17 protein-coding genes are annotated in these 24,754 nt (G+C 68.4%); 10 read left to right on the top strand and 7 right to left on the bottom strand.

What is annotated here, in order from left to right; translation table 11 throughout:
• Positions 1-299 precede the first annotated feature (299 nt).
• Positions 300-2,465 (bottom strand): heavy metal translocating P-type ATPase, encoded by a 2,166-nt coding sequence (locus tag K7W42_RS04685; protein ID WP_224572712.1) that lies wholly within the window; start codon positions 2,463-2,465, stop codon positions 300-302.
• Between the two features lie 75 nt (positions 2,466-2,540).
• On the opposite strand from K7W42_RS04685, the gene K7W42_RS04680 reads away from it, so the two are divergent.
• Both K7W42_RS04680 and K7W42_RS23205 read left to right on the top strand, forming a co-directional pair.
• Positions 2,541-2,915 (top strand): ArsR/SmtB family transcription factor, encoded by a 375-nt coding sequence (locus tag K7W42_RS04680; RefSeq protein WP_224572710.1) that lies wholly within the window; start codon positions 2,541-2,543, stop codon positions 2,913-2,915.
• A 254-nt stretch (positions 2,916-3,169) separates the two neighbouring features.
• Positions 3,170-3,289 (top strand): DDE-type integrase/transposase/recombinase, encoded by a 120-nt coding sequence (locus K7W42_RS23205; protein WP_224572708.1) that lies wholly within the window; start codon positions 3,170-3,172, stop codon positions 3,287-3,289.
• A 324-nt stretch (positions 3,290-3,613) separates the two neighbouring features.
• Here K7W42_RS23205 and K7W42_RS04670 read toward each other — a convergent pair whose 3' ends face one another.
• The gene (locus K7W42_RS04670; RefSeq protein WP_224572706.1) at positions 3,614-4,369 is read right to left on the bottom strand and encodes an SDR family oxidoreductase; all 756 of its coding nucleotides are present in this window, start codon (positions 4,367-4,369) and stop codon (positions 3,614-3,616) included.
• 288 nt (positions 4,370-4,657) lie between these two features.
• Here K7W42_RS04670 and K7W42_RS04665 point away from each other — a divergent pair, with 288 nt between their 5' ends.
• Positions 4,658-5,197, top strand: coding sequence for a hypothetical protein (locus K7W42_RS04665; RefSeq protein ID WP_224572705.1), 540 nt, complete (start codon positions 4,658-4,660; stop codon positions 5,195-5,197).
• Between the two features lie 114 nt (positions 5,198-5,311).
• On the opposite strand, the gene K7W42_RS04660 is transcribed toward K7W42_RS04665, so the two are convergent.
• A complete protein-coding gene (locus tag K7W42_RS04660) occupies positions 5,312-6,277 on the bottom strand; it encodes an alpha/beta hydrolase family protein (RefSeq protein ID WP_224572704.1) in 966 nt (321 codons plus the stop codon).
• Between the two features lie 201 nt (positions 6,278-6,478).
• Here K7W42_RS04660 and K7W42_RS04655 point away from each other — a divergent pair, with 201 nt between their 5' ends.
• From K7W42_RS04655 to guaD, 7 genes are all read left to right on the top strand, one after another.
• Positions 6,479-7,054: a TetR/AcrR family transcriptional regulator gene (locus K7W42_RS04655; protein WP_224572703.1), complete on the top strand. Its 576-nt coding sequence runs from the start codon at positions 6,479-6,481 to the stop codon at positions 7,052-7,054.
• Between the two features lie 94 nt (positions 7,055-7,148).
• Complete coding sequence (locus tag K7W42_RS04650) at positions 7,149-8,366, top strand: glucose-1-phosphate adenylyltransferase family protein (protein ID WP_224572702.1); 1,218 nt, start codon at positions 7,149-7,151, stop codon at positions 8,364-8,366.
• Positions 8,367-8,574: 208 nt separating this feature from the next.
• Positions 8,575-9,990 (top strand): xanthine dehydrogenase small subunit, encoded by a 1,416-nt coding sequence (locus K7W42_RS04645; RefSeq protein ID WP_224572701.1) that lies wholly within the window; start codon positions 8,575-8,577, stop codon positions 9,988-9,990.
• A complete protein-coding gene (xdhB, locus tag K7W42_RS04640; protein WP_224572700.1) occupies positions 9,980-12,325 on the top strand; it encodes a xanthine dehydrogenase molybdopterin binding subunit in 2,346 nt (781 codons plus the stop codon). The genes K7W42_RS04645 and xdhB overlap by 11 nt, the downstream gene beginning before the upstream one ends.
• On the top strand, positions 12,322-12,510 hold the full coding sequence (locus tag K7W42_RS04635) for a hypothetical protein (protein ID WP_224572699.1): 189 nt from the start codon (positions 12,322-12,324) through the stop codon (positions 12,508-12,510). The genes xdhB and K7W42_RS04635 overlap by 4 nt, the downstream gene beginning before the upstream one ends.
• Before the next feature lie 31 nt (positions 12,511-12,541).
• Positions 12,542-13,375: a xanthine dehydrogenase accessory protein XdhC gene (gene xdhC, locus K7W42_RS04630; RefSeq protein WP_224572698.1), complete on the top strand. Its 834-nt coding sequence runs from the start codon at positions 12,542-12,544 to the stop codon at positions 13,373-13,375.
• Positions 13,372-14,676, top strand: a complete 1,305-nt coding sequence (gene guaD / locus K7W42_RS04625) for a guanine deaminase (protein WP_224572696.1) — start codon at positions 13,372-13,374, stop codon at positions 14,674-14,676. Before xdhC ends, guaD begins: the two co-directional genes overlap by 4 nt.
• Before the next feature lie 56 nt (positions 14,677-14,732).
• Here guaD and K7W42_RS04620 read toward each other — a convergent pair whose 3' ends face one another.
• The 4 genes from K7W42_RS04620 to K7W42_RS22905 form a co-directional block, all read right to left on the bottom strand.
• Positions 14,733-17,537, bottom strand: coding sequence for a Tad domain-containing protein (locus K7W42_RS04620; RefSeq protein ID WP_224572695.1), 2,805 nt, complete (start codon positions 17,535-17,537; stop codon positions 14,733-14,735).
• Positions 17,537-21,406 carry an SdrD B-like domain-containing protein gene (locus tag K7W42_RS23115; RefSeq protein WP_304524143.1) on the bottom strand — a complete coding sequence of 1,290 codons (3,870 nt, stop codon included), beginning with the start codon at positions 21,404-21,406 and terminating at the stop codon, positions 17,537-17,539. The genes K7W42_RS04620 and K7W42_RS23115 overlap by 1 nt, the downstream gene beginning before the upstream one ends.
• Positions 21,407-21,557: 151 nt before the next feature.
• Positions 21,558-24,230, bottom strand: a complete 2,673-nt coding sequence (locus tag K7W42_RS04610) for a DUF11 domain-containing protein (protein ID WP_224572693.1) — start codon at positions 24,228-24,230, stop codon at positions 21,558-21,560.
• A gap of 370 nt (positions 24,231-24,600) precedes the next feature.
• A complete protein-coding gene (locus K7W42_RS22905; protein ID WP_255449421.1) occupies positions 24,601-24,732 on the bottom strand; it encodes a hypothetical protein in 132 nt (43 codons plus the stop codon).
• Positions 24,733-24,754 lie beyond the last annotated feature (22 nt).

Raw genomic sequence — 24,754 nt, 5'->3', positions numbered from 1 at the left:
ACAACTGGTCCTGAAGTCTGACCTGTCCGCAAGAACGCATTCTAAGAATCACCGCACTGCCAGAACTGGTGCAACCTCTTGCAAATAACCAACCCTGCACGGAGCGTTCAGAAAGACAGGCTCAGAGTAACGCCTTAACCATTGGTGGAAATGTTTCTTGTCTGCTGAAGTGCTAGACCGTGTTCACCGACTCTGTGTTGGGGAAGAAATGCCTGGCCGACGCCCCCAAACCCTCTCTAAACGGAGTTCACAGTGATGAGATAGCTTTCCAACAAGATCACCGAGGTAGTGGTCATTCCTCACCACTGATCTCGTCTGGCGCGTGGCGCCCACCGCAGCAGCCGCAGGGCATTCGCCGTCACCAGCGCCGTGGCTCCGGTGTCAGCCAGCACCGCCATCCATAGATTGGTGATGCCCAGCAGCGTCGTGACCAGGAAGGCCGCCTTCAGGCCCAGGGCAATCGCCACATTGACGCGGATATTGCCCAGCACAGCGCGCGACAGCTCGATCAGGTCGGCCGCGCCCGACACGCGCCCGCGCAGCAGCGCCGCGTCGGCGGTGTCGAGCGCGACGTCGGTGCCCCCGCCCATCGCCACGCCCACGTCGGCCTGAGCCAGCGCGGGAGCGTCGTTAATGCCGTCGCCCACGAAGGCCACGCCGCCCTGCTCGCGCAGCGTTTGCACCGCGCGCAGCTTATCTTCAGGCAGCAGCCCCGCTTGCACCGCCAGCCCCAGCCCGGAGGCGATGGCCTGCCCGGTGCGGGCGTTGTCGCCCGTCAGCATCAGGGGCTGTACCCCCAGCGCCCGCAGCCGCGAGACCGCCGCCTGGGCATCGGGGCGAGGCTCGTCGCGCAGAGCCAGCAGGGCCAGAGGTGCCGTCCCGTCAAGCAGCAGCACCACGGTTTGCCCCTGGCCTTCCAGCGCTTCAATTTCGCGGGTGAGGTCGGCGGCCAGTGGAGCCAACTCGGCCGCGTGGCGCGGCGACGCCACACTTAGGGCGCGTCCCTCCACCACAGCGCTCACCGCCCGGCCCGGCAGAGCACGGGCGTCCTGCGCCGTCGGCACCTGCAGCCCACGCCGCGCCGCTTCGGCCACGATGGCCCGGCCCAGCGGATGGGCACTGCCGGTCTCGATGGCAGCGGCCAGGCGCAACGTCTCGTCGTCCGTGCCGCTCAAGGTCCGCAGCCTCGTCACTTGAGGAGTGCCCACCGTCAGGGTTCCCGTTTTGTCGAAGGCCACCGTCTTGACCGTCCCCAGCTTTTCCAGCGCGGCGCCGCCCTTAACCAGCAGGCCCCGGCGCGCGCCGGCACTCAGGCCGCTGGTAATCGCCGCTGGGACGCTCAGGACCAGCGCGCAGGGACAGCCGATCAGCAGCAGGCTCAGGCCCCGGTACAGCCATTCGGACCAAGCTGCGCCCAGCAGAGGCGGCACCACCGCCACCAGCGCCGACACCAGCACCACGCCCGGTGTGTAGACCCGGCTGAACCGCTCGATCAGGCGCGCGGTGGGGGCGCGGCTGGCCTCGGCCTCTTCCACCAGGTGCAGGATGCGGGCCAGCGTGTTGTCGTGGGCCTCGCGCTCGGCGCGGACAGTCAGGACCCCGTCGCCGTTGATGCTGCCTGCGTAGACGGCGGCGCCGGCTTCCTTGAGCACAGGAATGCTCTCACCAGTCACCTGGCTTTCATCGGCGCTGCTGAGGCCGCTGAGCACTGTTCCGTCCACTGGCATGCGGGCGCCCGGCACCACCTGCACGATCTGGCCGACGCGCACCGTTTCGGCAGGCACCTCCCGCACCCCCTCCGAAGTTACCAGCTGGGCGGTGCGGGGCGTCAGGGCCGCCAGCGCGCGGATGCCTTCGCGTGCCCGGCCCGCTGCTACGCCTTCCAGCAGTTCACCGATGGCAAAGAAGAACACGACCACGGCGCCCTCTGCCGCCTCGCCAATTGCCACCGCACCCAGGGCCGCCAGAGTGACCAGCAAATTGATGCTGAAGAGGTCGCCCAGGCGCGCACTGGCCCACGCCGCGCGCGCCAGCGGCCAGGTGCCCAGCAGCGTGGCGGCGATAAACCCGGCTGTCTCCCAGGCGGGCGCCGCGAAACTCAGTGCCCAGGCGGCGGCCAGCAGCGCGCCGCTGGCGAGCACCAGCCGGCCCTGCGCGGTGGCAAACCAGGGCCGGGGGACAGGGGCTGGGGAAAGTGGGACCGCCTGCTCTGGCCCCGCGCTGTGCAGCAGCGTCGGCTGATAGCCCAGTGAGCGCAAGTGCCCTTCCAGCGCCGCGCGGCTGGTCTGCGTCTCGTTCAGGTGCAGATCCAGGGTCTGCCGCGCAAAGCTGGTTTTGACCTCAGCAGCGCCGGGCAAGGTCGCCATCAGCCGCTCTACTTTTTGCACACAGTTGGCGCAGTCCATGCCCTCAACCATGTAGGACAGAGAGGTATCGGCAGCGGGCACTGTGGGCAAGGGAGCCATAGGATCAGCATACTCTAAAAGCTGAGCACCTGCTCAGATATTCATCTGAATGGAAGATCAGGGTACACTCCTGGGATGACATCTGCACCGCCTGCCGATGACCGCTGTGAGGTGAGCTGCATCCATCCCGAGGCGGTGGCGCAGGCGCGCGCCAGCCTGCCCGACGCGGGCTGTGTGGAAGGGGCCAGCGCTTTTCTGAAGCTGATGGCCGACCCCACCCGCCTGAAAATCCTGAGCGCCCTGCACGCCGCCGAACTGTGTGTGTGCGACCTGGCCGCCGTGGTGGGACTCAGCGAGAGTGCTGTCAGCCACCAGCTGCGACTGCTGCGCGCTGGGCGGGTCGTGGCCTCGCGCCGGGCAGGCCGGGTGGTGTATTACCGCCTTCTGGACAGCCACGTCACCACCACCATTGCCAACGCCCTGGACCACGCCCGCGAGGACCGGGACTGAGGCGTGGGTTGTGGCAAGTGGTTGGCGTAAGGGGCACGATGTTCAGTGGTGAGGAGCATCGCGGTGACCACTTCGTCTTGGCCGTTATCAGCTCTGACGTGTGGCTGCATCACCGCTTTCCCTTGGTTAAAGAACGGCTACTGGAGTGCCGGGTCTGCGTGATTCACAAATTTATCCACACATAGTGGATCACAAGTGACCAGTTCGGCCAGGTCTCTGCCACCGAGAACTCCGGTGGCATCTAGCGTGCCCACATGCAGGCAGGCAGGACCAGACGCTGGCTTTGGCGGGCCGTTGACGAACACAGCGCCATGTTGGATGTCTTTTTACAGGAACGCCGAGACACCGAGTCTGCCCAGTTGTTCTTCCACTGACTGCTGGGCGAACATGACCTGCCGGAGGCCATCCATATCTACCAGCCGTGGAGCAATGGTGCAGCGAAACGAGAACGCCCCTTACTGCGCCTTGAGGAGCACTTTCCGATGGTCTCTACTGCTCGTTACAACAACTTGGTTAAGCAGTCCCACGGAACGCCGTCAGATCGGTTCAAATGGCTATACCGAGCACGGATATTCTTCGCGCAGCCAAAACCTTACCTCCACGTCCGAACGACCATCCCCGCTCCTTTGGTCCTGCTCAAGCTGAGTTGCCAGAACGTATTCAAGACTGGCGAGATGCACTACTCCATCAACCGCAACTCAGCGTCCACCAGCCACATCAAGGCAGAGCCCTGTCACGTAGGAAGAGGCGCCTGACAGCAACCACAAGATCGCCTGTGCGATCTCCTCCGCCGTGCCTGCCCGCCCCAGCGGCACACCAGGGCCGAGGCGGGACGCGCGTTCTGGGTCGCCACCCGACGCATGGATCTCGGTCTCAATAATGCCGGGCCGCACGGCATTCACGCGAATCCCTTCAGTTGCCACCTCCTTTGCAAGTCCGACGGTCAGGGTGTCGATTGCCCCTTTGCTCATGGCGTAATCCACATATTCACCCGGCGAACCCAGCACGGCCGCCCGACTGGAGACGTTGACGATTGAGCCGCCCACCCCGCCGTGCCGGGTTGACATGCGCTGAATGGCTTCACGGGCACAGAGGAAAGAGCCCATGACGTTGGTCTCGAATACACGCCGCACCCGCTCCATGTCCATCTCCTCAACGCGAGCCTGCCTTTCCAGAATGCCTGCATTATTGACGAGCGCAGTCAGTGGACCGAAGGCTCCCTGCAGGGTGCTGAACATCTGCCGGACTTCCAACTCGACGCGGACATCACCCTGGAGCGCGATGGCCTGCCCTCCCCGCGCTGTAATTCGAGATACGACCGCTGCTGCCGCCGAGCCGTCGCGCTGGTAATTCACCCCTACGGCGTACCCTTCGCGCGCCGCCAACAGACAGGTCGCTGCCCCAATCCCTCGGCTGCCACCTGTCACCATGACCACGCCACCTGTTTGGTCCATATAGAAATTTTGGCCCACCGAAAAGCCGAAAAGCGACCCCTATGTGGTGAAATCAGTCGGTCGTCTGATCAATTGTGCCCGTTGCGGCACAGCTGATCGGGCCCTGCTCATCAGAGGTCTACCGGGAGTTGGGCAGAGGCGCAGCCTTGAGGAAGGCGAGCGTCTATCTCCACCTAACAGCTTTTTCTCTATGGCAGCGGGAATACGACGCGCTAGGATCCATTCACACCGACAAGTTTTGAAGTGTCTGCAAGTTAACAATTTGCCCTAGCCCCGCTACACTGGGTCATGCTGCCTTTGGTACTGACCCTGTTGCTGGCGAATCCCGTGCTGGTCAGCCGCACGCCCACTCTGCTGGACGGCCTCAAGGTTCTCTCGGTGAGCATAGACGAAGAGAACCAGGAAGCGAGGCTGTCTTTAGAAGACGACTGGACGCTGGTGCTGGGGGGACCAGACGGTCAGGTGACTTCAGCCTCTATGTATTACGGCACCCGTTCGGAGGGGTATCAGGGCGAGTTACCAGCTCTAGGCAGTCAGCTGGGCCGCGTGGCCCGCAGCTTGGGCAGCGGCTGCTTTGGCCTGCCAGCGGCCCAGCGTCAGGTGGCGGGCGCGCGGGTCTGGGAAACAGTGCGGAAAGCTGGGCAAGGTGCCGATGAGTGGTGGGCTTACGACGACCTGCGCGTGCAGGCACACGTCATTGCCGAACCTGGGTACTCCCGCACCCTGGGCGATTCTGGGGTGGTGGAAGTGCCGCCAGAGGTCAGCGTGAGCGTGAATCTGTCCCGCGAGCCCTCGACTACTTGGACACCGAACTGTCGCTGGCGCTGAGGGCAGACGCAAAGGCTGTCCAGCAGCGGAATCTAGAAGGGTTGAGGATATAACTTAGCTCCTCTGGAGCGAACGAATTAGGTGACTGAAAGGGGCAGCGGCGCCTGGACGCCCTTACCCTCTTGGGTGGCCAGGCGGCTTGCTCTCGATGCGGCCCAGGCCGTTGGGGTTGTCGTTCAGGGCGGCCCGTGCCTGGGCCCAGCTGGAGTCGGCAGGGTCCAGGGCGCTGCGCAGATAAGCCCAGGTCAAGCGCTGAAGCAGGGCCACCCGCTCGGGGTGCTCGTCGGTGGTTTCGGTGACGCCATACCCGGAGATCCCGCCCAGAGAATGCTCGGCGCCAAACAGGATGAGCAGGTCAGTGCTGCTGGGGCTCAGGAAGTAGGGTTCGGCAAACCATTCCGGGCCACGGGTGCTGAGCAGCGATTGGTCGCGGTCGCCGGCCACCACCAGGTTGGGCACGGTCAGCTGGGCAAAGTCAGGATTCATGAAGGGAAAGTGCTGGGCGGCAAATGGGGTCAGACTGGCGCCGCCCTCGCCGGGTGTGGCCAGCAGAATGCCCGCCTGAACGCGTGGGTCGGCCAGGCTCTCGCCCGGCTGGCCATCCGGTCCACGCACCCGCGCGCCCAGCAGCAAGCTGACCGATTGGCCGCCCCAGGAATGCCCCACGGCCACTATGCGGTTCTGGTTCAGTCGTCCCCGCAGGCCCGGCACAGCGGCTTCAATGCGGCCCAACTGGTCGAGCACCGCGCGTAAATCCTGTGCCCGAATGCGCCAGATCTCCGGGGAACGGGGGTCATCCGGCGTGACATTCAGAGTTCGGGAATCCAGAAAGGTCGGCTGAACCACCACAAAGCCGTGTGCCGCCCAGAACTCGGTCAGCGGCGCGTAGGCGTCCATGGATTTGCCAAAGCCGTGCGCAAAGAGCAGGACGGGGAGGTCGTCACCCGTGGTCGGCGCGGTGACCCGTACCTGAAGGGCGTCGCCGCGACCTGGGGCGTCCAAGACAAGAGGGCGGACCGAGACGACCGGCGCAGGCGAGCCCAGCAGCGATTCGGGAAAGGGGAGGGGACTTGGTGACATAAGACAGCTCCTTGGAGACAGAAGGCGGGGAACGGCCAGAGACGACTGCCTCTGACCAGCAAATGGGAGCGAATCGAAGAATCGGAACGCCGTTCCGGAACGATATGGAACAATGTTCCGTATGTCAACAGAGTGGAGCCGAGGACCGATCAGGCCAGAGCAGGGGCGGCGTGAGCTAGCCTGAGACGCCAGGAGCGCGCTGTGACCCAGGACCAAACGACAGAGCTGAAACGGGTGGACGCCCGGCGCAACGAGCAGACGCTGCTGGACGCGGCCGCCGAGCTGTTCGTGACCTCGGGCGTCAACGTGCCGGTGCGGGACATCGCGGCGCGGGCGGGCGTGGGCACTGGCACGGTCTACCGCCACTTTCCCACGCGGGCCGAACTGGTGATCGCGGTGTACCGGCACCAGGTTGAGGCGTGTGTGCAGGCTGGGGCAGACCTGCTGGCCAGTCAGCCCAGCCCGCTGGCCGCCCTGGAGCGCTGGCTGCTGCTCTTTGCCGATTTCTTGACGACCAAGCACGGCCTGGCGACGGTGCTTCAGTCCAGCGACCCAGGGTTTGTGCCCCTGCACCAGTATTTTCTAGACCGCTTGTTGCCCGTTTGCGCCAGCCTATTACAAGCAGCCGAGAGGGCCGGGGAAGTCCAGCCTGAACTGGAAGCATACGAACTGATGCGCGGCATTGGCAACCTCTGTATCGGCGCCGAAACCGACCCGAACTACCGCCCCCGCCGCCTGATCCAGGTGCTGATCGCGGGGCTGCGGCGCCCGGTTTAAAGCGGCCGTCTATGGTTAGAGATAGGCCGAGGTAAACAGCCTCTCACATCCTGCACACCCCATTCCGCGCCCAGCCACCAACACTGACCGCCATATGGCGTCCTCCCGCAGTCTGAGTAGTGGCCCCAGTGCACGCGGCACCCGCGTCCAGGGCCAGAAGGTGCTGGCCATCATTCTGGCCGGTGGCAAGGGCGAGCGCCTGGGCGTGCTGACGCAGGGGCGGGCCAAGCCGGCCCTCACCTTTGCCGGCACTTACCGCCTGATTGATTTTGCCCTGAGCAACTGTGTCCACAGCGGGCTGAGTGACGTGTGGGTAGTTGAGGAGTACGAACTGCACACCCTCAACGATCACCTGAGTAACGGGCGCCCCTGGGACTTAGACCGCACTCACGGCGGCCTTCAGGTCCTGCCGCCCTTCAGTGACGCCGGCGAGGAAGGCCGGTTTGCCCACGGCAACGCCGACGCCCTGTACCTGCACCGCCGCCTGATTCGGCAGTACGCGCCTGACGTGCTGCTGGTGTTGTCGGCGGATCACGTCTACACGCTGGATTACCGCCCGGTGATTCAGAGTCATCTGGAGCGGGGCGCCGGGGTGACGCTGGTCACCACCTCGCTGCCCGAGGGCGAGGACGCTTCGCGCTTCGGCGTGGTCACGGTGGACGGGGCTGGGCGCGTGACCGATTTTGCCTACAAGCCGGAGCAGCCGAACGGTCAGACCGTGACCACCGAGATCTTCGTGTATGACGGCCCCAAATTGCTGGCGCTGCTTGAAGAACTGCACGAGAAGGCTGGCGACCATCTGGGCGACTTTGGCCACGAACTCTTGCCCGCGTTCGTGGAGCGCGGCGAGGCTTACGCGGCCGATCTAGGCGGCTACTGGCTGGATGTGGGGCTGCCTGAAGCCTACTGGCAGGCCCATCAGGACGTGTTGCAGGGCCACTCGGTGACGCTGGATAACCCCGAATGGCCCATCCTCAGCTCTAGCATTCCCCGGATGCCGGCCCGGATTGACGACGGCGCGCGGGTCTCAGGCAGCCTGGTGTCGTATGGCTGCCGGATTGGGGGGACGGTGAAGCGCTCGGTGCTGGCCCCTGGCGTCACGGTGGAGGCCGGTGCGGTTGTCGAGGACAGCGTGCTACTGCGCGACGTGACGGTGCGCGCCGGAGTTAAGGTCCGGCACGCCATCATTGATGAGGAAGCGCAGATTGACGCCCATGTGGGCGGCAGCCAGAAGCTGACCGTGGTCGGCGCGCGGGCGCACGTTCAGCAGGTTGTCAAGGGCGGCGAGGAGGTCGGGCCGGGGCCAGAGTAACTGGGCAGGGTCGCCTCGACCTGCCCAGACGGCCCCCTGGTCCCCGATGCGACTTTGCCCTATCCTGGGCCAAAGAACAACCAGGCCGTCGTTCTGCATGGATAACCGGCGGCCCGCCCCGAACCTCTTCTCGGCGTGAACCATGCACACGGCTCCTCCTGTGGGCCGGTGTGCTGGGACAGCGTTTTTCACGCGCGAAAGGAGGAACATGACCATCCGACTGACCATCAATGGCGCGGCGACCCAGTTGCCCGCTGGCCCGCACACCACGCTGCTGTCAGCCCTGCGGTCGCGCGGCCTGACAGGCTGTAAAGAAGGCTGCGCCGAGGGTGAATGCGGCGCCTGCGCGGTGCTGGTGGCACGTGCGGAACAGGACGGCACCCGCTGGGAGAGTGTGAATGCCTGCCTGGCCCTGCTGCCTGCGCTGGACGGCGGAGAGGTTGTCACCGCCGAAGGCCTGGGGACGCCCGGCAACTTGCACCCGGCCCAGTACGAACTGGCAGTGCGCGGCGGATCGCAGTGCGGGTACTGCACGCCCGGCTTCGTGTGCAGCATGGCGGCCGAGTATTACCGGCCAGACCGGACCCCCGGCGACCACGGCGCCGCCAACGGCTTCGATCTGCACGCTCTGAGCGGGAACCTGTGCCGCTGCACGGGGTACCGCCCCATTGCCGACGCGGCGTATGCGCTGGGGCCGTCCGCCCAGAACGACCCGCTGGGGCTGCGGCGCCTTCAGCCCGCGCCGGCGCCGCAAGCCACTGCCTTGCAGGCGCCCGAGGGGGCGTTCTTCCGTCCAGTCAATCTGCCGGGCGCCCTGGCCCTGCTGGCGGCCCACCCTGGGGCCACCATTCTGGCCGGCGGTACTGACCTGGGCGTGGAGGTCAACCTGCGCCACGCCCGTCCTCCGGTGACGGTGGCCGTGGACGCCCTGCCCGAGTTGCGGGTGTTCGAGGTTGGGTCCGACTCTCTCCTGCTGGGCGCGGGATTGACCCTCAGTGACCTGGAGCGGCGGCTGGGCGACCGGGTGCCGCTGCTGGCGCAGTGGTTTCCGCAGTTTGCCTCGCGCTTAATTCGCAATTCGGCCACGCTGGGCGGCAACCTGGGCACCGCCTCGCCTATTGGGGACAGCCCACCCGCGCTGCTGGCGCTGGAGGCGAGCGTGCAGCTGGCCGGGCCGGAAGGAGGACGGGAGGTGCCGCTGGCCGACTTTTTCACCGGCTACCGCCAGACCCGGCGTCAGCCTGGCGAACTGATTACGGTGGTGCGGATTCCGCTGCCCCTGTCGCCGCTGGTGGCCTTTCACAAGGTGGCCAAGCGCCGCTTTGACGATATTTCCAGCGTGGCGGTGAGCTACGCCCTGAAGGTCGAGGCCGGCGTGATAACTCGCGCCCGCATCGGCCTGGGCGGCGTGGCGGCGACCCCGTTGCGGGCCTATGAAACGGAAGCGGCTCTGGAAGGCCAGCCCTGGACCGAAGAGACGGTGCGCCGGGCCGCCCGGACCTTGGGCGGTGCGGGTACGCCGCTGAGCGACCACCGCGCCAGCGCCGCTTACCGGGCAGCGATGCTGGAGCAGAGCCTCCTGAAGTTCTTCTTTGAAAGTCAGGAGGCCGCCCATGACCGCTGACCAGTTCCCATCTGGCCCAGTCGGCACCTCCATGCCCCACGAAAGCGCGGCGGGGCACGTGACCGGCCACGCGCTGTACACCGACGACCTGGGAGTCCGCTGGCAAAACCTGCTGCACGCCTGGCCGGTGCAGGCGCCGCACGCGCACGCCCGCGTGCTGAGCCTGGACCCGGCGCCGGCCCTGGCGGTGCCCGGCGTGGTGCGCGTCCTGACAGCCGCCGACGTGCCCGGCGTGAACGACGCGGGGGTCAAGGGGGACGAACCGCTGTTTCCCGACACCGTCATGTACCACGGCCACGCCGTATGCTGGGTGCTGGCCGAGTCCGAGGAAGCTGCTCGTCTGGGCGCCGCCGCCGTGGCCGTGACCTACGAACCGCTGCCGGCGATCATCACGCTGGCGGAGGCCATCGCTGCTGGAGCCTTTCAGGGCGCCCAGTCCACCCTGCGCCGGGGCGACGTGACGGTGGGTTTTGCCCAGGCAGCGCACGTCTTTGAGGGCGAGTTCGAGATGGGCGGGCAGGAACACTTCTACCTCGAAACGAACGCGGCCCTGGCGCACATTGACGAGTCGGGACAGGTCTTCATTCAGGCGAGCACCCAGCATCCCAGCGAAACGCAGGACATCACCGCGCATGTCTTGGGGCTGCCCGCGCACGCGGTGACCGTGCAGTGCCTGCGCATGGGCGGCGGCTTTGGGGGCAAGGAAATGCAGCCGCACGGGTACGCGGCCATTGCGGCGCTGGGGGCCACGCTGACGGGCCGCCCCGTTCGCCTGCGCCTGAACCGCACCCAGGACCTCACGCTGACGGGCAAGCGTCATCCCTTCCACGCGCGCTGGACCGCTGGGTTTGACACGGATGGGCGTTTTACTGCCCTGCAAGTCACCCTGACCAGTGACGGCGGCTGGAGTCTCGACCTCTCGGAACCTGTGATGGCGCGGGCGCTGTGCCACCTGGACAACGCTTACTACATCCCGCATGTGGAGGCGCACGGGCGAATTGCCCAGACGAACAAGACGTCCCAGACGGCTTTCCGGGGCTTTGGCGGTCCCCAGGGCATGCTAGTCACAGAAGACCTGTTGGGCCGGGTGGCGCCGCTGCTGGGTCTGGACCCTCAGGAATTACGGGCGCGCAACTTTTACCAGCCGGGCGAGAGTACCCCTTACGGCCAGCCGGTGCGCCACGCCGAGCGCCTGCCCGATCTGTGGGCGCAGCTGCTGCACAGGAGCGACTTCCACGCCCGCCGCGCTGAGGTCGCCGCCTTCAATGCCGCCCACCCGCACACCAAGCGCGGCCTGGCGGTCACGCCGGTCAAGTTTGGCATTTCGTTCAACTTCACCGCCTACAACCAGGCGGGGGCGCTGGTCCACGTCTACAAGGACGGCAGCGTGCTGGTGAACCACGGCGGCACCGAGATGGGTCAGGGCCTACACACCAAAATGCTGCAGGTGGCGGCCACGGCGCTGGGGGTGCCCCTGTCCAGCGTGCGGCTGGCCCCCACCCGCACCGACAAGGTGCCCAACACCAGCGCCACCGCCGCCAGTTCCGGGGCTGACCTGAACGGCGGGGCCGTCAAGGACGCTTGTGACCAGATTCGCGCGCGGCTGGCCGAGGTGGCGGCGGGGACGCTGGGCGTTCACCCGGACGACGTGCGCTTTGAGGCGGGGCAGGTGTTTCCGCTGGGCCACCCAGAGCGGGGCATGACCTTTGCGCAGCTGGTGCACGACGCCTACCACCGCCGCACCCCGCTGTGGGCCGCCGGGTTTTACCGCACGCCGGGCCTGCACTGGGACCGCGCCGCCATGCAGGGCGAGCCGTTCAAATACTTCTCCTACGGCGCGTCGGTCTCGGAGGTCGAGGTGGACGGCTTTACCGGCGCCTACCGGGTGCGCCGCGCCGACCTGCTGCATGACGTGGGTGACAGCCTTTCGCCCCTGATTGATGTGGGGCAGGTTGAGGGCGGCTACCTGCAAGGCGTAGGTTGGCTGACCCTGGAAGACCTGCGCTGGGACGAGTCGCATGGGCCTGGCCGGGGCCGCCTGCTGACCAATTCGGCCAGCACCTACAAGCTGCCCAGCTTCAGTGAATTGCCCGAAGTGTTCCATGTGGCCCTGCTGGAGCGCGCCACCGAAGCCGGCGTGGTGTACGGCTCGAAAGCGGTGGGCGAGCCGCCGCTGATGCTGGCCATTTCGGTCCGGGAAGCGCTGCGGGCTGCCTGCGCCGCGTTCGGTTCCCCGCATCACCCCACCCTGCTCGCCAGCCCCGCCACCCCCGAAGCCGTGTACTGGGCGCTGGACCGCGCCCGCCAGATCACCCTGGAGGAAGCTCAACCATGACCCACCCAACCGCACTCACCCCCGCCGACCTGGCCCTGCTGCACACCGATCTGCCCGCCGAGGAAGAAGCGCTGCTGAGCACCGATGAGCTGGACCCTGACGAGCTGACCCTGCTGGAGTGGGACGCCGAGGCCCCGCTGGTGCCCCTGCAGCTGGTCCCCCTGGAGTGGACGGCGCGGGGGTGAGGGCGTCGGCCGCGTCCCAGAGGCTTCTCCTATGAACTGGCGAGAAGCCCTGAACGCCCTGCATGAGCGCGGCGAAGCCGGCGTGCTGGTGACGGTGGCCGCTGCGCGGGGCCATACGCCGCGCGAGGCCGGGGCCAAGATGCTGGTGGGCGCAGCCCAGACCTGGGACACCGTGGGGGGCGGCAATCTGGAAGCCACCGCCGTCGCGCGGGCACGGGCCCTACTGACGGCGGGCGCTATTGGTCCCGAACTGCTGACCCTGCGTCTGACCGACCGCGCCCCCAACGAACATGGCCGGCAGTGCTGCGGCGGCGAGGTGACCCTGCTCCTCGAACCCTTCAGAACGGCGCGGCCTGCGGTGGCGGTGTTTGGCCTCGGCCATGTGGGGCTGGAACTCGCCCGCGTGCTGGCCCGCTTACCCGTCGCGCTGCACCTGATTGACTCCCGCGCCGCGCAGCTGGCCCCCGAACGCCTGACCCCGCTGACTGACGCCTGCGCGGCCCTTCACGTCCACCACGCTCCCATTCCCGAAACGGTCCTGGAGACGCTGCCGCCCGCCACCCACCTGCTGATCCTCACCCACGACCACGCCGAGGACGCCGCCCTGCTGGACGCGGCGCTGCGCCGCCCGACCTGGGGGTCGGTGGGTCTGATCGGCTCGGCCGCCAAGTGGGCGCGCTTTCAGGCGCAGCTGACCGAACTGGGGCACCCTCCAGAAGCCCTCGCTCGTGTCACCACTCCGATTGGCGATCCCGCCCTGAGAACCGGCCCTCACCGCAAACACCCCGCCGTCATCGCCCTGAGCGTGGCGGCTGCCCTGACGCCCCTGCTCTTCTCGGCCCCAACTCTTGAAAGGATGTTATGACCACCTCTGTTCTGTACCGCGCCACCTTCCTGCACACGCCCGCCAGCCCTTTTGTCACCCCCGACGCCTTGCACGCCCAGGAGGACGGTGGGTTGCTGGTGGACGGCGGCGGTGTGATTCAGGAGGCGGGCGATTTTACGGCCGTGCGGACTGCCTATCCCGACGTGCCAGTGACCGACCTGCGCGGCGGGCTGCTGCTGCCTGGCTTCGTGGATACCCACGTCCACTATCCGCAGGTGCGCGTGATCGGTGGCCTGGGGCTGCCGCTGCTGGCCTGGCTGGACCACGAGGCCCTGCCCGAGGAGGCCCGCCTGGCCGACGACGTCTACGCGCGCGGCGTGGCCCAGGACTTTCTGCGCGGCCTGGTGGGCGCCGGCACGACCACGGCGCTGGTGTTTGGCTCGCACTTCGCGTCCGCTGTCCACGTCTTTTTCGAGGAAGTCGCCCGCGTGGGCCTGCGGGCCGTGGCGGGCCAGGTCGTCAGCGACCGGCTACTGCGGGATGAACTGCACACCACCCCTGAACGCGCTTACGCCGAGGGCAAGGCCCTGATTGAGCGCTGGCACGGGGTGGGCCGCGCACTGTATGCCGTCACGCCCCGCTTTTCCCTGTCGGCCTCAGAGGGTATTCTGGCCGCCTGCGCCGCCCTGATGACCGAGTTTCCGGACGTGCGGTTCACCAGCCACATCAACGAAAACGTGCGTGAGGTGGAGGTGGTGCGCAGTCTGTTTCCAGGGGCGCGCGACTACCTCGACACCTATGAGCGCGCCGGGCTGGTCAGTGACCGAGCGGTGCTGGCCCACAACGTCCACCCCTCGGACCGGGAACTGGGCGTCATGGCGGCCAGCGGCTGCACGGCGGCGCACTGCCCGTGCAGCAATTCGGCGCTGGGCAGCGGCTTTTTTCCGCTGCAGCGGCATCTGGCGGCGGGCGTGCGGGTTTCGCTGGGCAGCGACGTGGGCGGCGGCACCGGCTTTTCGCTGCTCAAAGAAGGCCTCCAGGCTCACTTCATGCAAAACCTGATGGGCGAGGCGGGCGTGGCGCTGTCGCCCGCCCACTTGCTGTACCTCGCCACGCTGGCCGGGGCGCAGGCCCTGGGGCTAGAGGGGCAGGTAGGCTCGTTCGAGCCCGGCAAAGCATTTGACGCGGTGCACCTGGCCCCCCCGCCCGGCACGCCGCTGGACGCGGCCCTGCGCCACGCCCCGAGCCCTGAACGTGCTCTGGCGGCGGCTTTTGCGACCGGCACCGCTGGCGATGTGGCCGGGGTCTGGATTGGCGGAGAACGAGTGATGCTGGGGTAGAGATGGCAATGAAAGCGGGCGGCCTGATGATGGACCGCCCGCTTTCATTCGCTCCCCTACGGCACCGTCACGTCCAGGCACGCGACCACGCTGGCCTGCGGTGCCAGGCCGGCAATGCGGTAGGTCACGGTGCGGCCAGCCACCTCACCCGCGTCGGCGTCGGCGGCGTCCGTCAGTGGGGCGCCGCTCAGGGTCAGGCTGCCCGGCGCATACAGGGCCGCGCCTGCCAGGGTGTCACTGAGGGTCAAGGTGCTGAGGGGATCGGGGCTGCCGTTCGTCACGGTCAAGCAGTAGCGCAGGCGGTCGCCGGGCTGGGCATCGGTGCTCAGGCCAGCGGGCGTGCTACGGGTCAGGTTTTCCACCGTTTTGCCCACGGTGGCCCCTGGAATAACCGTGGTGGTGTCGGTGGCGCCCGCCGCGTCGGTGACAGGGCGGTCCTGCCAGGTCAGACTCAGGCCGACCGGGGTGGTCAGGACCGTGCCCGGTGGGGTGCCTGCTGGCACAGCCACCGATACCTCCAGCGCGCAGGCGCTGAGGCGGCCGTCAGAGTCGCGCGGCCAGCTGTCGCCGACCACCAGGGCAGAGGTCCCGGCGAGCCGCTCCGCTGCGTCCAGGGTGCCGTCGCAGTTGCGGTCAGCGGTCAGCGCCGTGCCGCCCGCCCCCAGGCTGAAGGTCAGGGTGCCCACCGTGCCGGGGCGAAAGGTGTGGGCATAGGTCAGGGTTGCGGGCGCCTCGGTCTGCCCGGCGCCGTCCGGGGTCAGGGTCGGGCGGCCGGTCAGGCCCAGGCTCACCGCCCGCACTTGCCCCGCCGGGTCCGGCAGCGGTGCGGGGCGCAGGCCGGTGCCCTGGGGATTGGTGGCCAGCGTGATGGCGCCGTCCACCCGCACGCCGGTGACGGCCTCCAGGCCAGGCTGGGGCGCGGGTGGGGTTAAGCTCAGGCCCGTCCAACTGCCCGGCACATACAGGGTGAAGGCGCCGCTGGCCGCAGTCACGGTGCTGCGGGTGCCGCCGCTGCCCGTCACGCTGACCGTCAGGCCAGCCAGCCCAGCCTCGCTGCCCTGCGCCAGGGCGTCATAGGGGAGGGCGCCGCCCCGGCCATCGTCCCGGAAGAGGGTGCCGCTCAGGCGGTCCCCCGCAAACAGGCCAAAGTCGAGATCAGGAAGACTGGTCGTCGTGGCGGCCACCGTCAGGGGGAACTGACCGCCCGGCGGGTTCACGAACACGAAGCCCGCCGGTGCTGCTGGGGTGATGCCTGCAGCAGAGGTGGTGACCAGCGCCACGACACTGCCCTCGGGCACCGCCAGGGTATAGGTGCCGGGACCAGCCGGCACAGGGGCGCTGGCCACCACGGCGCCGCCCAAAACGGCGTTCACGCGCACGGTGGGTCCGGGCCAGGTCTCGCCGGCGTCCGCCACGCCGTCGGGTTGCAGGTCGCTGTACACCCGGCCCGTCAGGGTGCAAATGGTGTTCACGCCGGTCACGGTCACCACGGCCTGCCCAATGCCGGTGCCCAGCAGGTCTAACACGCGGTCACCCAGCGCGGTCAGCACCGCCAGCAGCGTCGGGCGCAGCACCAGTTTGAGGGTGCTGGTGGCGGGCGCCAGCAGGTTGCCGATGGTGGCGTCCACTGTGCCCTGCAGGGCGGGCGGCACGGTTTGTCCCGCGCTGACCCTCACGCCCACGCTCAGGGTGTCCACCAGACTCGTGACCAGGTTGGTGACGCCCACAAAGCCGCTTTGCACGGTGCGGGTCTGCGGGTAGGGACCGCCGAAGGTTACGGCCTGGGCCCCTGGGGTGCCGTCGGTCAGGCCGCGCGCGTTCACATCAAGATTCAGCAGGCCCAGCCCCGCCACCGACACCTGCGTGGTGGCCACCCGCACCGGGGTCAAGCTGGTAAACGGATTGGGCACGCTGCGGTTAAAAAAGGTGCTGTCCGGAATGGTACCCAGCGCCAGGCGGGCCACCCCCGGCGTCACGTCCAGAGTCACGGCATCCGAGACCGCGTCCACCAGGCCAATCGCGCCGCTGGCCCGCGCCACTTCCAGATACAGGTTCAGATTGGTCAGCGTCAGGTCTAGGCCGGTGTCCACCCCCGAGGGACTCAGCAGATTCACGGTCAGACCGTTGAAATTCACGTCCAGCTTCACGCGGATGCTGGCGGCGTGAAAGGTCGCGCCCTGCGGCCCGCAGCGGTAGACCGGCGGCTCAATGACTTGGACGAAGGCTTGAATGGTGGGCGTTACGGTGCCCACACCCAGCCCCAGCCCGCTGAGGTTGACACTGACGCCGCTGAGGGTGATAGGGGTGCTGCCCGTCGTGACTGCATTGCGGGTGTTGAACAGCTGTGCGCCGCCCAGCACGAGGTTGAGCAGGTTCAGCCGCGAGTCCACGAAGGCGCCCGGCGGAAAATCCAGTTGCAGCAGTTCGCCCAGCCGCAGGGTCCCGGTCAGGCCCGGCACCCCCAGGGCCAGCGCGCGCAGGGCACTGGCGGCAGCCACCGCGCCGTCGGTTTCAGCGGCCTGCGCGGCCACTTCCAGCAGGGTCGCCACGCTGATGTCGGCGTTCAGGGCGTCCTGCACGGTCCCCGCGCCCACCTGCGCCTGAAGTAGATTCAGAAAGGCGCTCAGGCGAACGTCGGTCTGGGCTACCGCCGTCCAGTCGGCGGCCGTCAGGGTCACGGACCCGCCGCCCAGCAGTCCCTGCAGCAGGGGATTGAGCACCGCACTGCGTCCCGAATCCACGCTCAGCAGGCGGGGCCCTGCCACCACGCAGGCGGCGCCTGCGCACGGCCCCGCCTGCGCGCGGCCCAGCGTCACGAGCAGCGCCACAAGAGTGATGAAGGAAAGAAGACGGGCTCGCATTACTGGCCTCCGAACAGGTCAAAGCGGATGAACGCGCCGGGCCGGGCGCTGGGGGTCAGGCCCTGAGCAGCGCCCGCGCCCCAGGTATAGCCGGCGACCACGCGCAGACCGTCACGCAACAGGTAGCGCACGTCGGCCCCGTACGCGCCCGAGACCCCGGCGCCCGGCTGCCCGATCAGGTAGGCACTGGCGCCCAGCCCCAGGTGCCCGGTCAGCGGCAGGCCCAGGCTCAGGCCGCCCTGCACCGTGGGGGTTCCCCCCAGCGGCACCCGGTAGGCCAGGCTGGGGCTCAGTTCCAGGGCACGGAATTCGGGCAGCGTCAAGTAAGCTGCCACCTCGCCTTCCAGAACCGGCACCGCATTCCCGCTGACCGGCTGGCTGAGGCGGTGGTACTGCATCAGGGCCAGGCGAGAGGTCCGCCAGGCGTGGCTGACAGTAAATTCGGCGCGCAGGTCGGGGCGCAGCTGCACCCGCGCGTCGGCGCCCAGGGTGTGGTCGCCCAGGCTCCCGGTCACGCCGCCGCGCAGCGTCACGCGGCCCCCCTGCGCCGAGGTGCCGTCCAGCGAGGCGGTGGCCACCAGCGTATCGGTCACGTACCGCACGCCGAAGGTGCCCCCAACAGTCACGGCGCCGCTGCCCAGGTCGCGCGTGACCGAACCGCTGAGGTCGGCGCTTAAGCGGTCACTCAGCACGATGGGGGTGTGCAGGCCCAGCCGCGCGCGGGAGGCCTGACCAGCGGCGGTGGGCAGCTGATAGGTCACGTCCAGATTGGTGCTGCCTAGGGTCTGCTCAATGCCCAGTTCGCCGCTGGGGGCGCTACCCGCCGCCCAGTCCTGCACCACGCGGGCCCGCAGGGTGGTGGCCGGCCCCAGCGCCGCGCTGACATTCAGGCGGGTCTGAGGGCTGCCGGTGCCCAGTAGGGGAGAGGCGTGGCTGACCTCTGCACTGATGCCCGAGCGGGCGTAGCGCGCCAGCACCACGCCGCTCAGGCCAGGGTGCGGGGCCGCCTCGGTGGGCCAGGCCACTTCCAACCCCGCGCCCAGAGTCAGGGTGGGCGTGACGGCCCGCTCGGCATTCAGGGTGGTGCGCCTCGCGCCGCCCAGCAGCCGGTGGGCCAGGCGCACGCCGAAGGGCCCAGACTGATACGCGGCCTCGGCGCTGCCCGCCAGGGGTTCGGGGCGGCTGGGATCGTGGCTCAGCGAAACGCTCGCGCTGACCGGGCCCGCACGGTACTGACCGTCCAGAGTCGCGCGGCCCTGGGGGTGCAGAAGGTCGCGGGCATAGGCGGCGCTCAGTGTCAGGGCGTCACTGCGGTAAGCCGCGCGTACACCGAAGATGGGGGTGCCGGCCTGCACTGCCGCCGCCGCGTCCAGTTGCCACGGGCCCTGGGCATACCCGACACCCACGCCGTAGGCCAGGGCCTGAGCGGCAGCTGCGCCGGCTGGCTGATATGCCACCACCAACGTCTGGAGGGCGAACTCCGGGCCGTACCTATTCAGGCCCTGGGCCAGGGTGAGGGTGCCCGTTTCGGGGTCCAGCACGTAGTCAAGGCCGGGGTGCAGCGTCACGTCCTGACCGCCGCGTTCCACCCGTACCACTTCGCTGCCAGGTTGCGCCGCGCCGCTCAGGCGGTACTGCCGCCCCCCATCGGGCACAAAGGTCTCGCGGGTCTGGCTGAGGGGGACGCGGGCCGCAAAGGCGCGCACCCGCCAGGCGCCGCTGCGGTATTCGCCGCGCAGGGCGCTGATGCGGGGCAGGCCAGCCAGCGGGTCCAGGGCCAGCGGGGCATGGTAGTACCCCAGGCTCAGGTCAGCTCGTTCATAGCGGAAGGCAAAGCCCAGATCGCTGCTCAGGGCCGCGCTCGCCTCGGTGCCTGATCCGGTAACGGGAAAGCGGCGCGGCGCCGCTGCCGGGTCGCTCGGACCTGGCAAACCAGCCGTGTCCAGCGCGGCCTGGACCTCGCCGCCCAGCAGCGGCTGCTCGGCGTACCCGCGCGCCTGGAACGTAGGTCTCAGGCCCGTGCCTGCGCTGTAGGCCAGGCCGGCACTCACCTGGAAGGCGGTCACCTGGCGCTGCGCCGCCGGAACATACAGGGCAGCCTGACCGCGCAGGTCGCCGTACAGGGCGTCTAAGCGGATTTCAGTGGCCGCCGTCAGGGGGGCCAGCCGCACCAGGGCCTGGCCGCCACGCAGCGCGACCTGATAGCCGCTGGTGCGCGGGTCGGCGTCGGGATCAAGGAACTCCAGGCTGCTGCTCAGGGTGACGGTGCCGCTGCCGCTGGGCTGGCCGGCCTCGTCTACGGCGCGCAGGTCTACTTGTACAGGCGACTGACCATCGGCCTGGGTGCCCGGGACCAGGTTCAGGGTCAGGCGCTGGGCGGCGCCGGCCACTTGCACCTGCACCCGCTCGGTGCGGTCGCCACTCTGGGCTTCCAGCACGTTCGCGCCGGGGCGCAGCGGCACGCCCACGTACACCAGGCGCTGCTGGCCGCCGGCCTCGCCCGCTTCACCCACCAGGGTCTCGGGCACCAGCTGGCCGTTCACGCGTAGGGTCAGGGGCTCGCCGACTGGGAACTGCACGGCGATGTTGACCCGGTCCCGGCCGGACAACACCTGTCCGTCCAGTGGCTGCCGAATCAGGCCCGTGGCCTCGTCCGGCGTGGCCGGCTGGGCGGCGGTGATGTCTGCCGTGCTGGTGGGCGCCAGCGCGAAGTCAGCGCGGCTGAGGCCCTGCACGTCCACCAAGCGGCGCGCAGTCTCGCCGCCTGGCTGCTCCACGCGCACCTGCCAGGGGCCCGACGCCAGCTGCCGGAAGGTGTACTCGCCCTGGCGGTCGGTCAAGGTCTGGAGTCCGTTACTCAGCAGCACCCGCGCGCCCACCACTGCGGGCTCGCCGTCCTCGCGGCGGCCATTGCCATTCAGGTCGGTGTAAACCGTGCCGATCAGGGTGGCCTGACGGTCAAAGGCGCCGGCCAGAATGGCCACCTGGGCAGGCACCACGCCGCTTTCCTGCACGGCGCCGTCAATGGTGGCGGTGGCCTGGGCCAGCAGGGTGAGGCGGGGGGTGGCCAGGGCCGCCGGGGTGGCGCGCACGGCATAGGTCAGGGTCGTGGTCACACCCGCCGCAGCCGGCCGGGCGGGCAGGGTCAGGCGGCGGCCCTCCGCCGAGATGGTGGCCTCGACAGGCGTATCCCCCTGGCGCGCACTGCCCGGCACATAGTCCAGGCCAACAGGCAGCGTCACGGTAAAACTGGGGGTCAGCGGTTCAGTGGTCGGGTTGGGCAGGCTCAGGGTGCCGGTCGCCCTGTCCCCGACCGCCAGCCCGGTAGGGCGGGCCGTGTGCGTCAGCAGCAGGGCCGCTGCGGGCGTGATCAGCACCTGCCGGCTGGCCGAAACGGCGCGGCCACTCCCGCAGGTGGCGGTCAGAGCCACCGTCAGCTCGGCGCGCAGAGGCCGGGAAATCAGAACCGCCACCACCACGTCACGCGACTGACCCGGCGCCAGACTCAGGGCGTCCACCGGCTGGGCGTTGGGGGCGGCGCTGTCTTGCACGCGCACCTGCACGTCCTCCGGGGCCGCGCCCTGCACGCGGGCTTCGAGCGCGACCCGGCCCTCTGCGTCCCCCAGCTGAGCAACGCGGTAGGGCAAAGTCAGCAGGCCGGGCGCAGAGAGCGGCGTACCCTCTGTGCCGCCCAGCACCGTAACCTGCGGCACGCAGGGCGCCCGCAGGGTCAGGTCCACGGTGTTGGACGGAATACTGAGTGGCCCTGCGCGCAACTGCGCGGTGTTCGTGACCTGGGCCGGGGCAGGCGTGGTCTGGGCCTGCGCCCCGGCAGCGGTCAGGGCCAGAAAGCACAGGCTGATGGCCAACGAGAAGGCAGACCGCGCTCGCCTCCTGGGTGCCCCCACCCCACCTAGACCCCCTAAAGAGCAGGGACCCAAAGAAGAGGAGGGCGTCACAGCAGAACGTAAAGCGGCGCTCAGACGGCGGTTGAGCAGGCTCAGCACAGGGCCACCGGCCTCAGTTGACCTGCACGGTGAAGGTGACTTCAAAGCTCGTGCCGGGGGCCAGGATGTCGGCGGTGTCCACGACATTGTCGCCGTTGGTGTCCAGGCCGGCCTGAAAATCGCCGGTGGGCAGGGCGCCCGGAGGCGTGGCCGTCCAGCTGCCGCCGCCATCCACGCTGTACAGCAGCGCGGTATTGTTGCCGCCCAGCGCGCGGAAGGTGGTGTTGGCCGGCACGGTATCAATCAGTACGGCGCCGTTTAGGGGGCTGCTGCCGCTGTTCTGAACCGTCAGCGTGTACTGCAGGACGTCGCCGGGGCTGACCTGGCCGCCCGTAATAGCGCTGGTGACCGTGCAGCTCACGTCGGCGCACAGGCGCACGCTCTTGACCACGCTGGCCAGCACATTTTGCACCGTGGTGGTGTCGGTGACTTGCAGGGTGGCCGACGGCTGCGGCGCAGCCTGCGCCTCCAGGGTCACGCTGATGGCTGCTGCCTCGGCCGGGGTCCCGGCGGTGCCTGCAGGCACGCTGACCCGCACAAAGAGGGGCGTGCTCGCACCGGGGGCCAGCGTGCCGCTGAGGGTAGAAGCGAAGGGTCCGCCGCTGCTGGTCGCGTAGCTGTACACGAATCCCTGGGCCGAGGTGAAAGGCAGCACGGTGAAGTCGGCGGCGCCGTTGCTGGTGTTGGTCAGGGTGTGGCTGTAGGTCACGCTGCCGCCCGGAATGGTGCTCTGCGCGCCGTCTGGCCCAAAGGTGCCGCTGACCACCGCGTTGACACGCAGGGTGTCGGTCACACTCGTGGTGCGGCTGGGCGTGACGGTGGAGGTGGCGGTAAAGGTCACGGGGGTTTCGCCTGCCGCCGTGCCCGCCGCCACAGGCTGCTGCGCCACCAGGCACAGGGTCGCGCCGGGGGCCACGCTGGGCGTTACGGGAATGGCCGCGCCGTCCGGGGCGCCGTCACAGTTCGTGTCGGCGTAAAGCTGCGTGCCGGTCAGGGTGCTGCTCAGGGTGTAGGTTTCGGCCACGGGGCCGTTGTTCTGAAGTTCCAGTGGGAAACTGGCGGTCACGCCGGGATTCACGGCCACCGTCACGCCTGCCTGACTGGGCGCGGTGGCCGGGTTCAGGTCGCCGTTGCCCAGCAGGGGCGCGCCCGCTGCACTGACCTGCGCGACCGTGCTGGTGGTGGTGTCGGCACTGCCGCCAGCGGGGGTGGCCGACACGGTCAGGACCACATTCGTCGTGCCTGCCGCGCCGTAAGGCAGGGCGCAGTCCACCGCGAAATCCAGGCTCTGGCCAGCGCTCAGGGTCACGGGGTTGGGCAGCGTGCCCAGCGTGTCACTGCTGCTGATGCTCTGCACGGTGCAGGTCCAGCCGCTCGGGGCGCCCGCCACAGCCAGGGTGAAGTCATTGCTGTCGTTGCCGGTGTTCAGCACGGTTTGCCGGAAGGTCACGTTGCCCCCAGCAGTCACTGGCGTCGTGGTGGTCTGGGTGTCCCCGCTGCGGTCAATCGCAGTGCCGCGCAGGGTGTAGCTGCCACTGGCGCCGCCCTGTGGAAAGGCGGCGGGCCCCACCGCCGCGCCCACCACCGTGCCCACGGTGGTGGTGGTGTCGGGGGTCACGGGCGTTTCGCCGGGGTCGGTGCCGTCACCGTCGTCGTTGCCGTCCAGGGTGGCGGCCGCGCTGTTGCGCACCACCGTGCCGGCCAGGGTGCCCGCTGGGATGCTGGCGGTAAAGCTCAGGGTCAGGGTGCTGCCGGCGGGCAAAAAGGCCCCAGTCCCCTCGACCAGCAGCGCTACAGCATTCACGCCGCTGGCCGGCACGGCTGCGGTCCAGGTGGCGCCGCCATCGGTGGAGTACAGCGCGGTGGCCGCGCCGCTGCTGGCGCTGGCGGCGGTGACGGCGCCGAATTCCAGGGTGGTCAGCACGTCACGCACCAGCACGCCACTGCGGGGCACGCCGTCCACGGTGACCACGCCGCTGACTGCCCCGACCGGGTTGCCCGCCGGCACGCTCCCACTCACCGTATAGGTCAGGGGCGCACCGGGCAGGGCGCTGCCCGTGGGAGAAACGGTCTTGGTGATGTCCAGCTGTCCGGCGGCGCTCACCGTGACCTGGGCATAGTTCTCAGTGTCGGTCACGGCGGGGTTGCCCTGCGAGGCGGCCGTAAGGGTCAGGCGCGCGGCGGCGCCAGTCGGGGCGCCGGCGGGCACCGTCGCCTCCACGTACACGCACAGCCGCTCGTCGGCCGCCAGAGTCTGCGCGGCCCCCAGAGGAACGGCGCTGTCCACTGTGCCGTCGCAGTTGGCGTCAGGCAGCAGGCGGGTGGTTACGTCAAAGCCGTCGGTGGCCGACTGCGTGACCCCCAGGGTAAAGGTGTCCGGGCCGTTTCCGGCGTTGACCAGTTCGTAGCCAATCAGCCGCGAAGCGCCGGCCTGGGCCGAAAACTGCCGGGACAGCGGGATGGCGTTTTCGGCGGCGTCTGGCGTCAGGCTCAGGGCGTACACCTGCCGCACCGTGACGGTCACAGGGTTGGAGGTCTGGGTGCGGGGCGCATTCAGCGCGTCGCGGTAGTTCAGGGTAGCGGTGTTGCTGATTGAGGTGTTGACGGGTGTGCCCACGGCCAGGGCCGAGGACAGGAGGCTCAGACCAACCACGGTGCAAAGAAGACGGACAGACAAGCGGGACATGGACACGAATGAACACCTCTGGGGAGAAAGGGAAGAGTGGAAGGGAGGGCGTGTGGGCTTCGTTTCGTTATGGTCCAGGTCCTCACACAGGCTTCTTGGCAACCGGAAAATGAAGATCATCAACTGAGGCGTACAAGCAAGGGCAAGCAGAGAATTCCTAAAAAAGACTTTTCAGGACGTGATTCTTTAACTTCTTCTTTTGATGGCTTTTGCGTGTGTTTGGACTGTGCGAAGGATGGGCTTTAATTTTCTTAAATAATGCTCATTGAGCGGCAGCACAGGTTCGCTGGAGTGGGTCTGAACCCGCAGCGGCGTTTTCCCTTGTCTGGGCCACCTTGGCGCCGCAGCATCAAGCAAGCGCTAGGTCCGATTAACGGCTGGGCGGCTGGGCTGCCGCGGTGGGGGACCAGCCGCCACCGCCGACCGTGCCGCCCTCAGCAGCAGCGGGGGCGGCGAACAACAGCAGGGTCAGCAGGAGCAGCAGGTGACGGAATCGAGGCATGGGCGCGCCCTCCTTAGAGCGT

The sequence above is a fragment of the Deinococcus betulae genome (genome assembly GCF_020166395.1).
Taxonomy (GTDB): Bacteria; Deinococcota; Deinococci; order Deinococcales; family Deinococcaceae; genus Deinococcus; species Deinococcus betulae.
Note: the sequence above shows the minus strand (reverse complement) of the source record. Positions and strands in the feature narration are given on the sequence as shown.

What these genes read in the sequence shown, in the direction of transcription:
- K7W42_RS04685 (WP_224572712.1), bottom strand. Translation starts at nt 2,465, where the DNA reads ATGGCTCCCTTGCCCACAGTGCCCGCTGCCGATACCTCTCTGTCCTAC.
- K7W42_RS04680 (WP_224572710.1), top strand. Translation starts at nt 2,541, where the DNA reads ATGACATCTGCACCGCCTGCCGATGACCGCTGTGAGGTGAGCTGCATC.
- K7W42_RS23205 (WP_224572708.1), top strand. Translation starts at nt 3,170, where the DNA reads ATGCAGGCAGGCAGGACCAGACGCTGGCTTTGGCGGGCCGTTGACGAA.
- K7W42_RS04670 (WP_224572706.1), bottom strand. Translation starts at nt 4,369, where the DNA reads ATGGACCAAACAGGTGGCGTGGTCATGGTGACAGGTGGCAGCCGAGGG.
- K7W42_RS04665 (WP_224572705.1), top strand. Translation starts at nt 4,658, where the DNA reads ATGCTGCCTTTGGTACTGACCCTGTTGCTGGCGAATCCCGTGCTGGTC.
- K7W42_RS04660 (WP_224572704.1), bottom strand. Translation starts at nt 6,277, where the DNA reads ATGTCACCAAGTCCCCTCCCCTTTCCCGAATCGCTGCTGGGCTCGCCT.
- K7W42_RS04650 (WP_224572702.1), top strand. Translation starts at nt 7,149, where the DNA reads ATGGCGTCCTCCCGCAGTCTGAGTAGTGGCCCCAGTGCACGCGGCACC.
- K7W42_RS04645 (WP_224572701.1), top strand. Translation starts at nt 8,575, where the DNA reads ATGACCATCCGACTGACCATCAATGGCGCGGCGACCCAGTTGCCCGCT.
- xdhB (WP_224572700.1), top strand. Translation starts at nt 9,980, where the DNA reads ATGACCGCTGACCAGTTCCCATCTGGCCCAGTCGGCACCTCCATGCCC.
- K7W42_RS04635 (WP_224572699.1), top strand. Translation starts at nt 12,322, where the DNA reads ATGACCCACCCAACCGCACTCACCCCCGCCGACCTGGCCCTGCTGCAC.
- xdhC (WP_224572698.1), top strand. Translation starts at nt 12,542, where the DNA reads ATGAACTGGCGAGAAGCCCTGAACGCCCTGCATGAGCGCGGCGAAGCC.
- guaD (WP_224572696.1), top strand. Translation starts at nt 13,372, where the DNA reads ATGACCACCTCTGTTCTGTACCGCGCCACCTTCCTGCACACGCCCGCC.
- K7W42_RS04620 (WP_224572695.1), bottom strand. Translation starts at nt 17,537, where the DNA reads ATGCGAGCCCGTCTTCTTTCCTTCATCACTCTTGTGGCGCTGCTCGTG.
- K7W42_RS04610 (WP_224572693.1), bottom strand. Translation starts at nt 24,230, where the DNA reads ATGTCCCGCTTGTCTGTCCGTCTTCTTTGCACCGTGGTTGGTCTGAGC.
- K7W42_RS22905 (WP_255449421.1), bottom strand. Translation starts at nt 24,732, where the DNA reads ATGCCTCGATTCCGTCACCTGCTGCTCCTGCTGACCCTGCTGTTGTTC.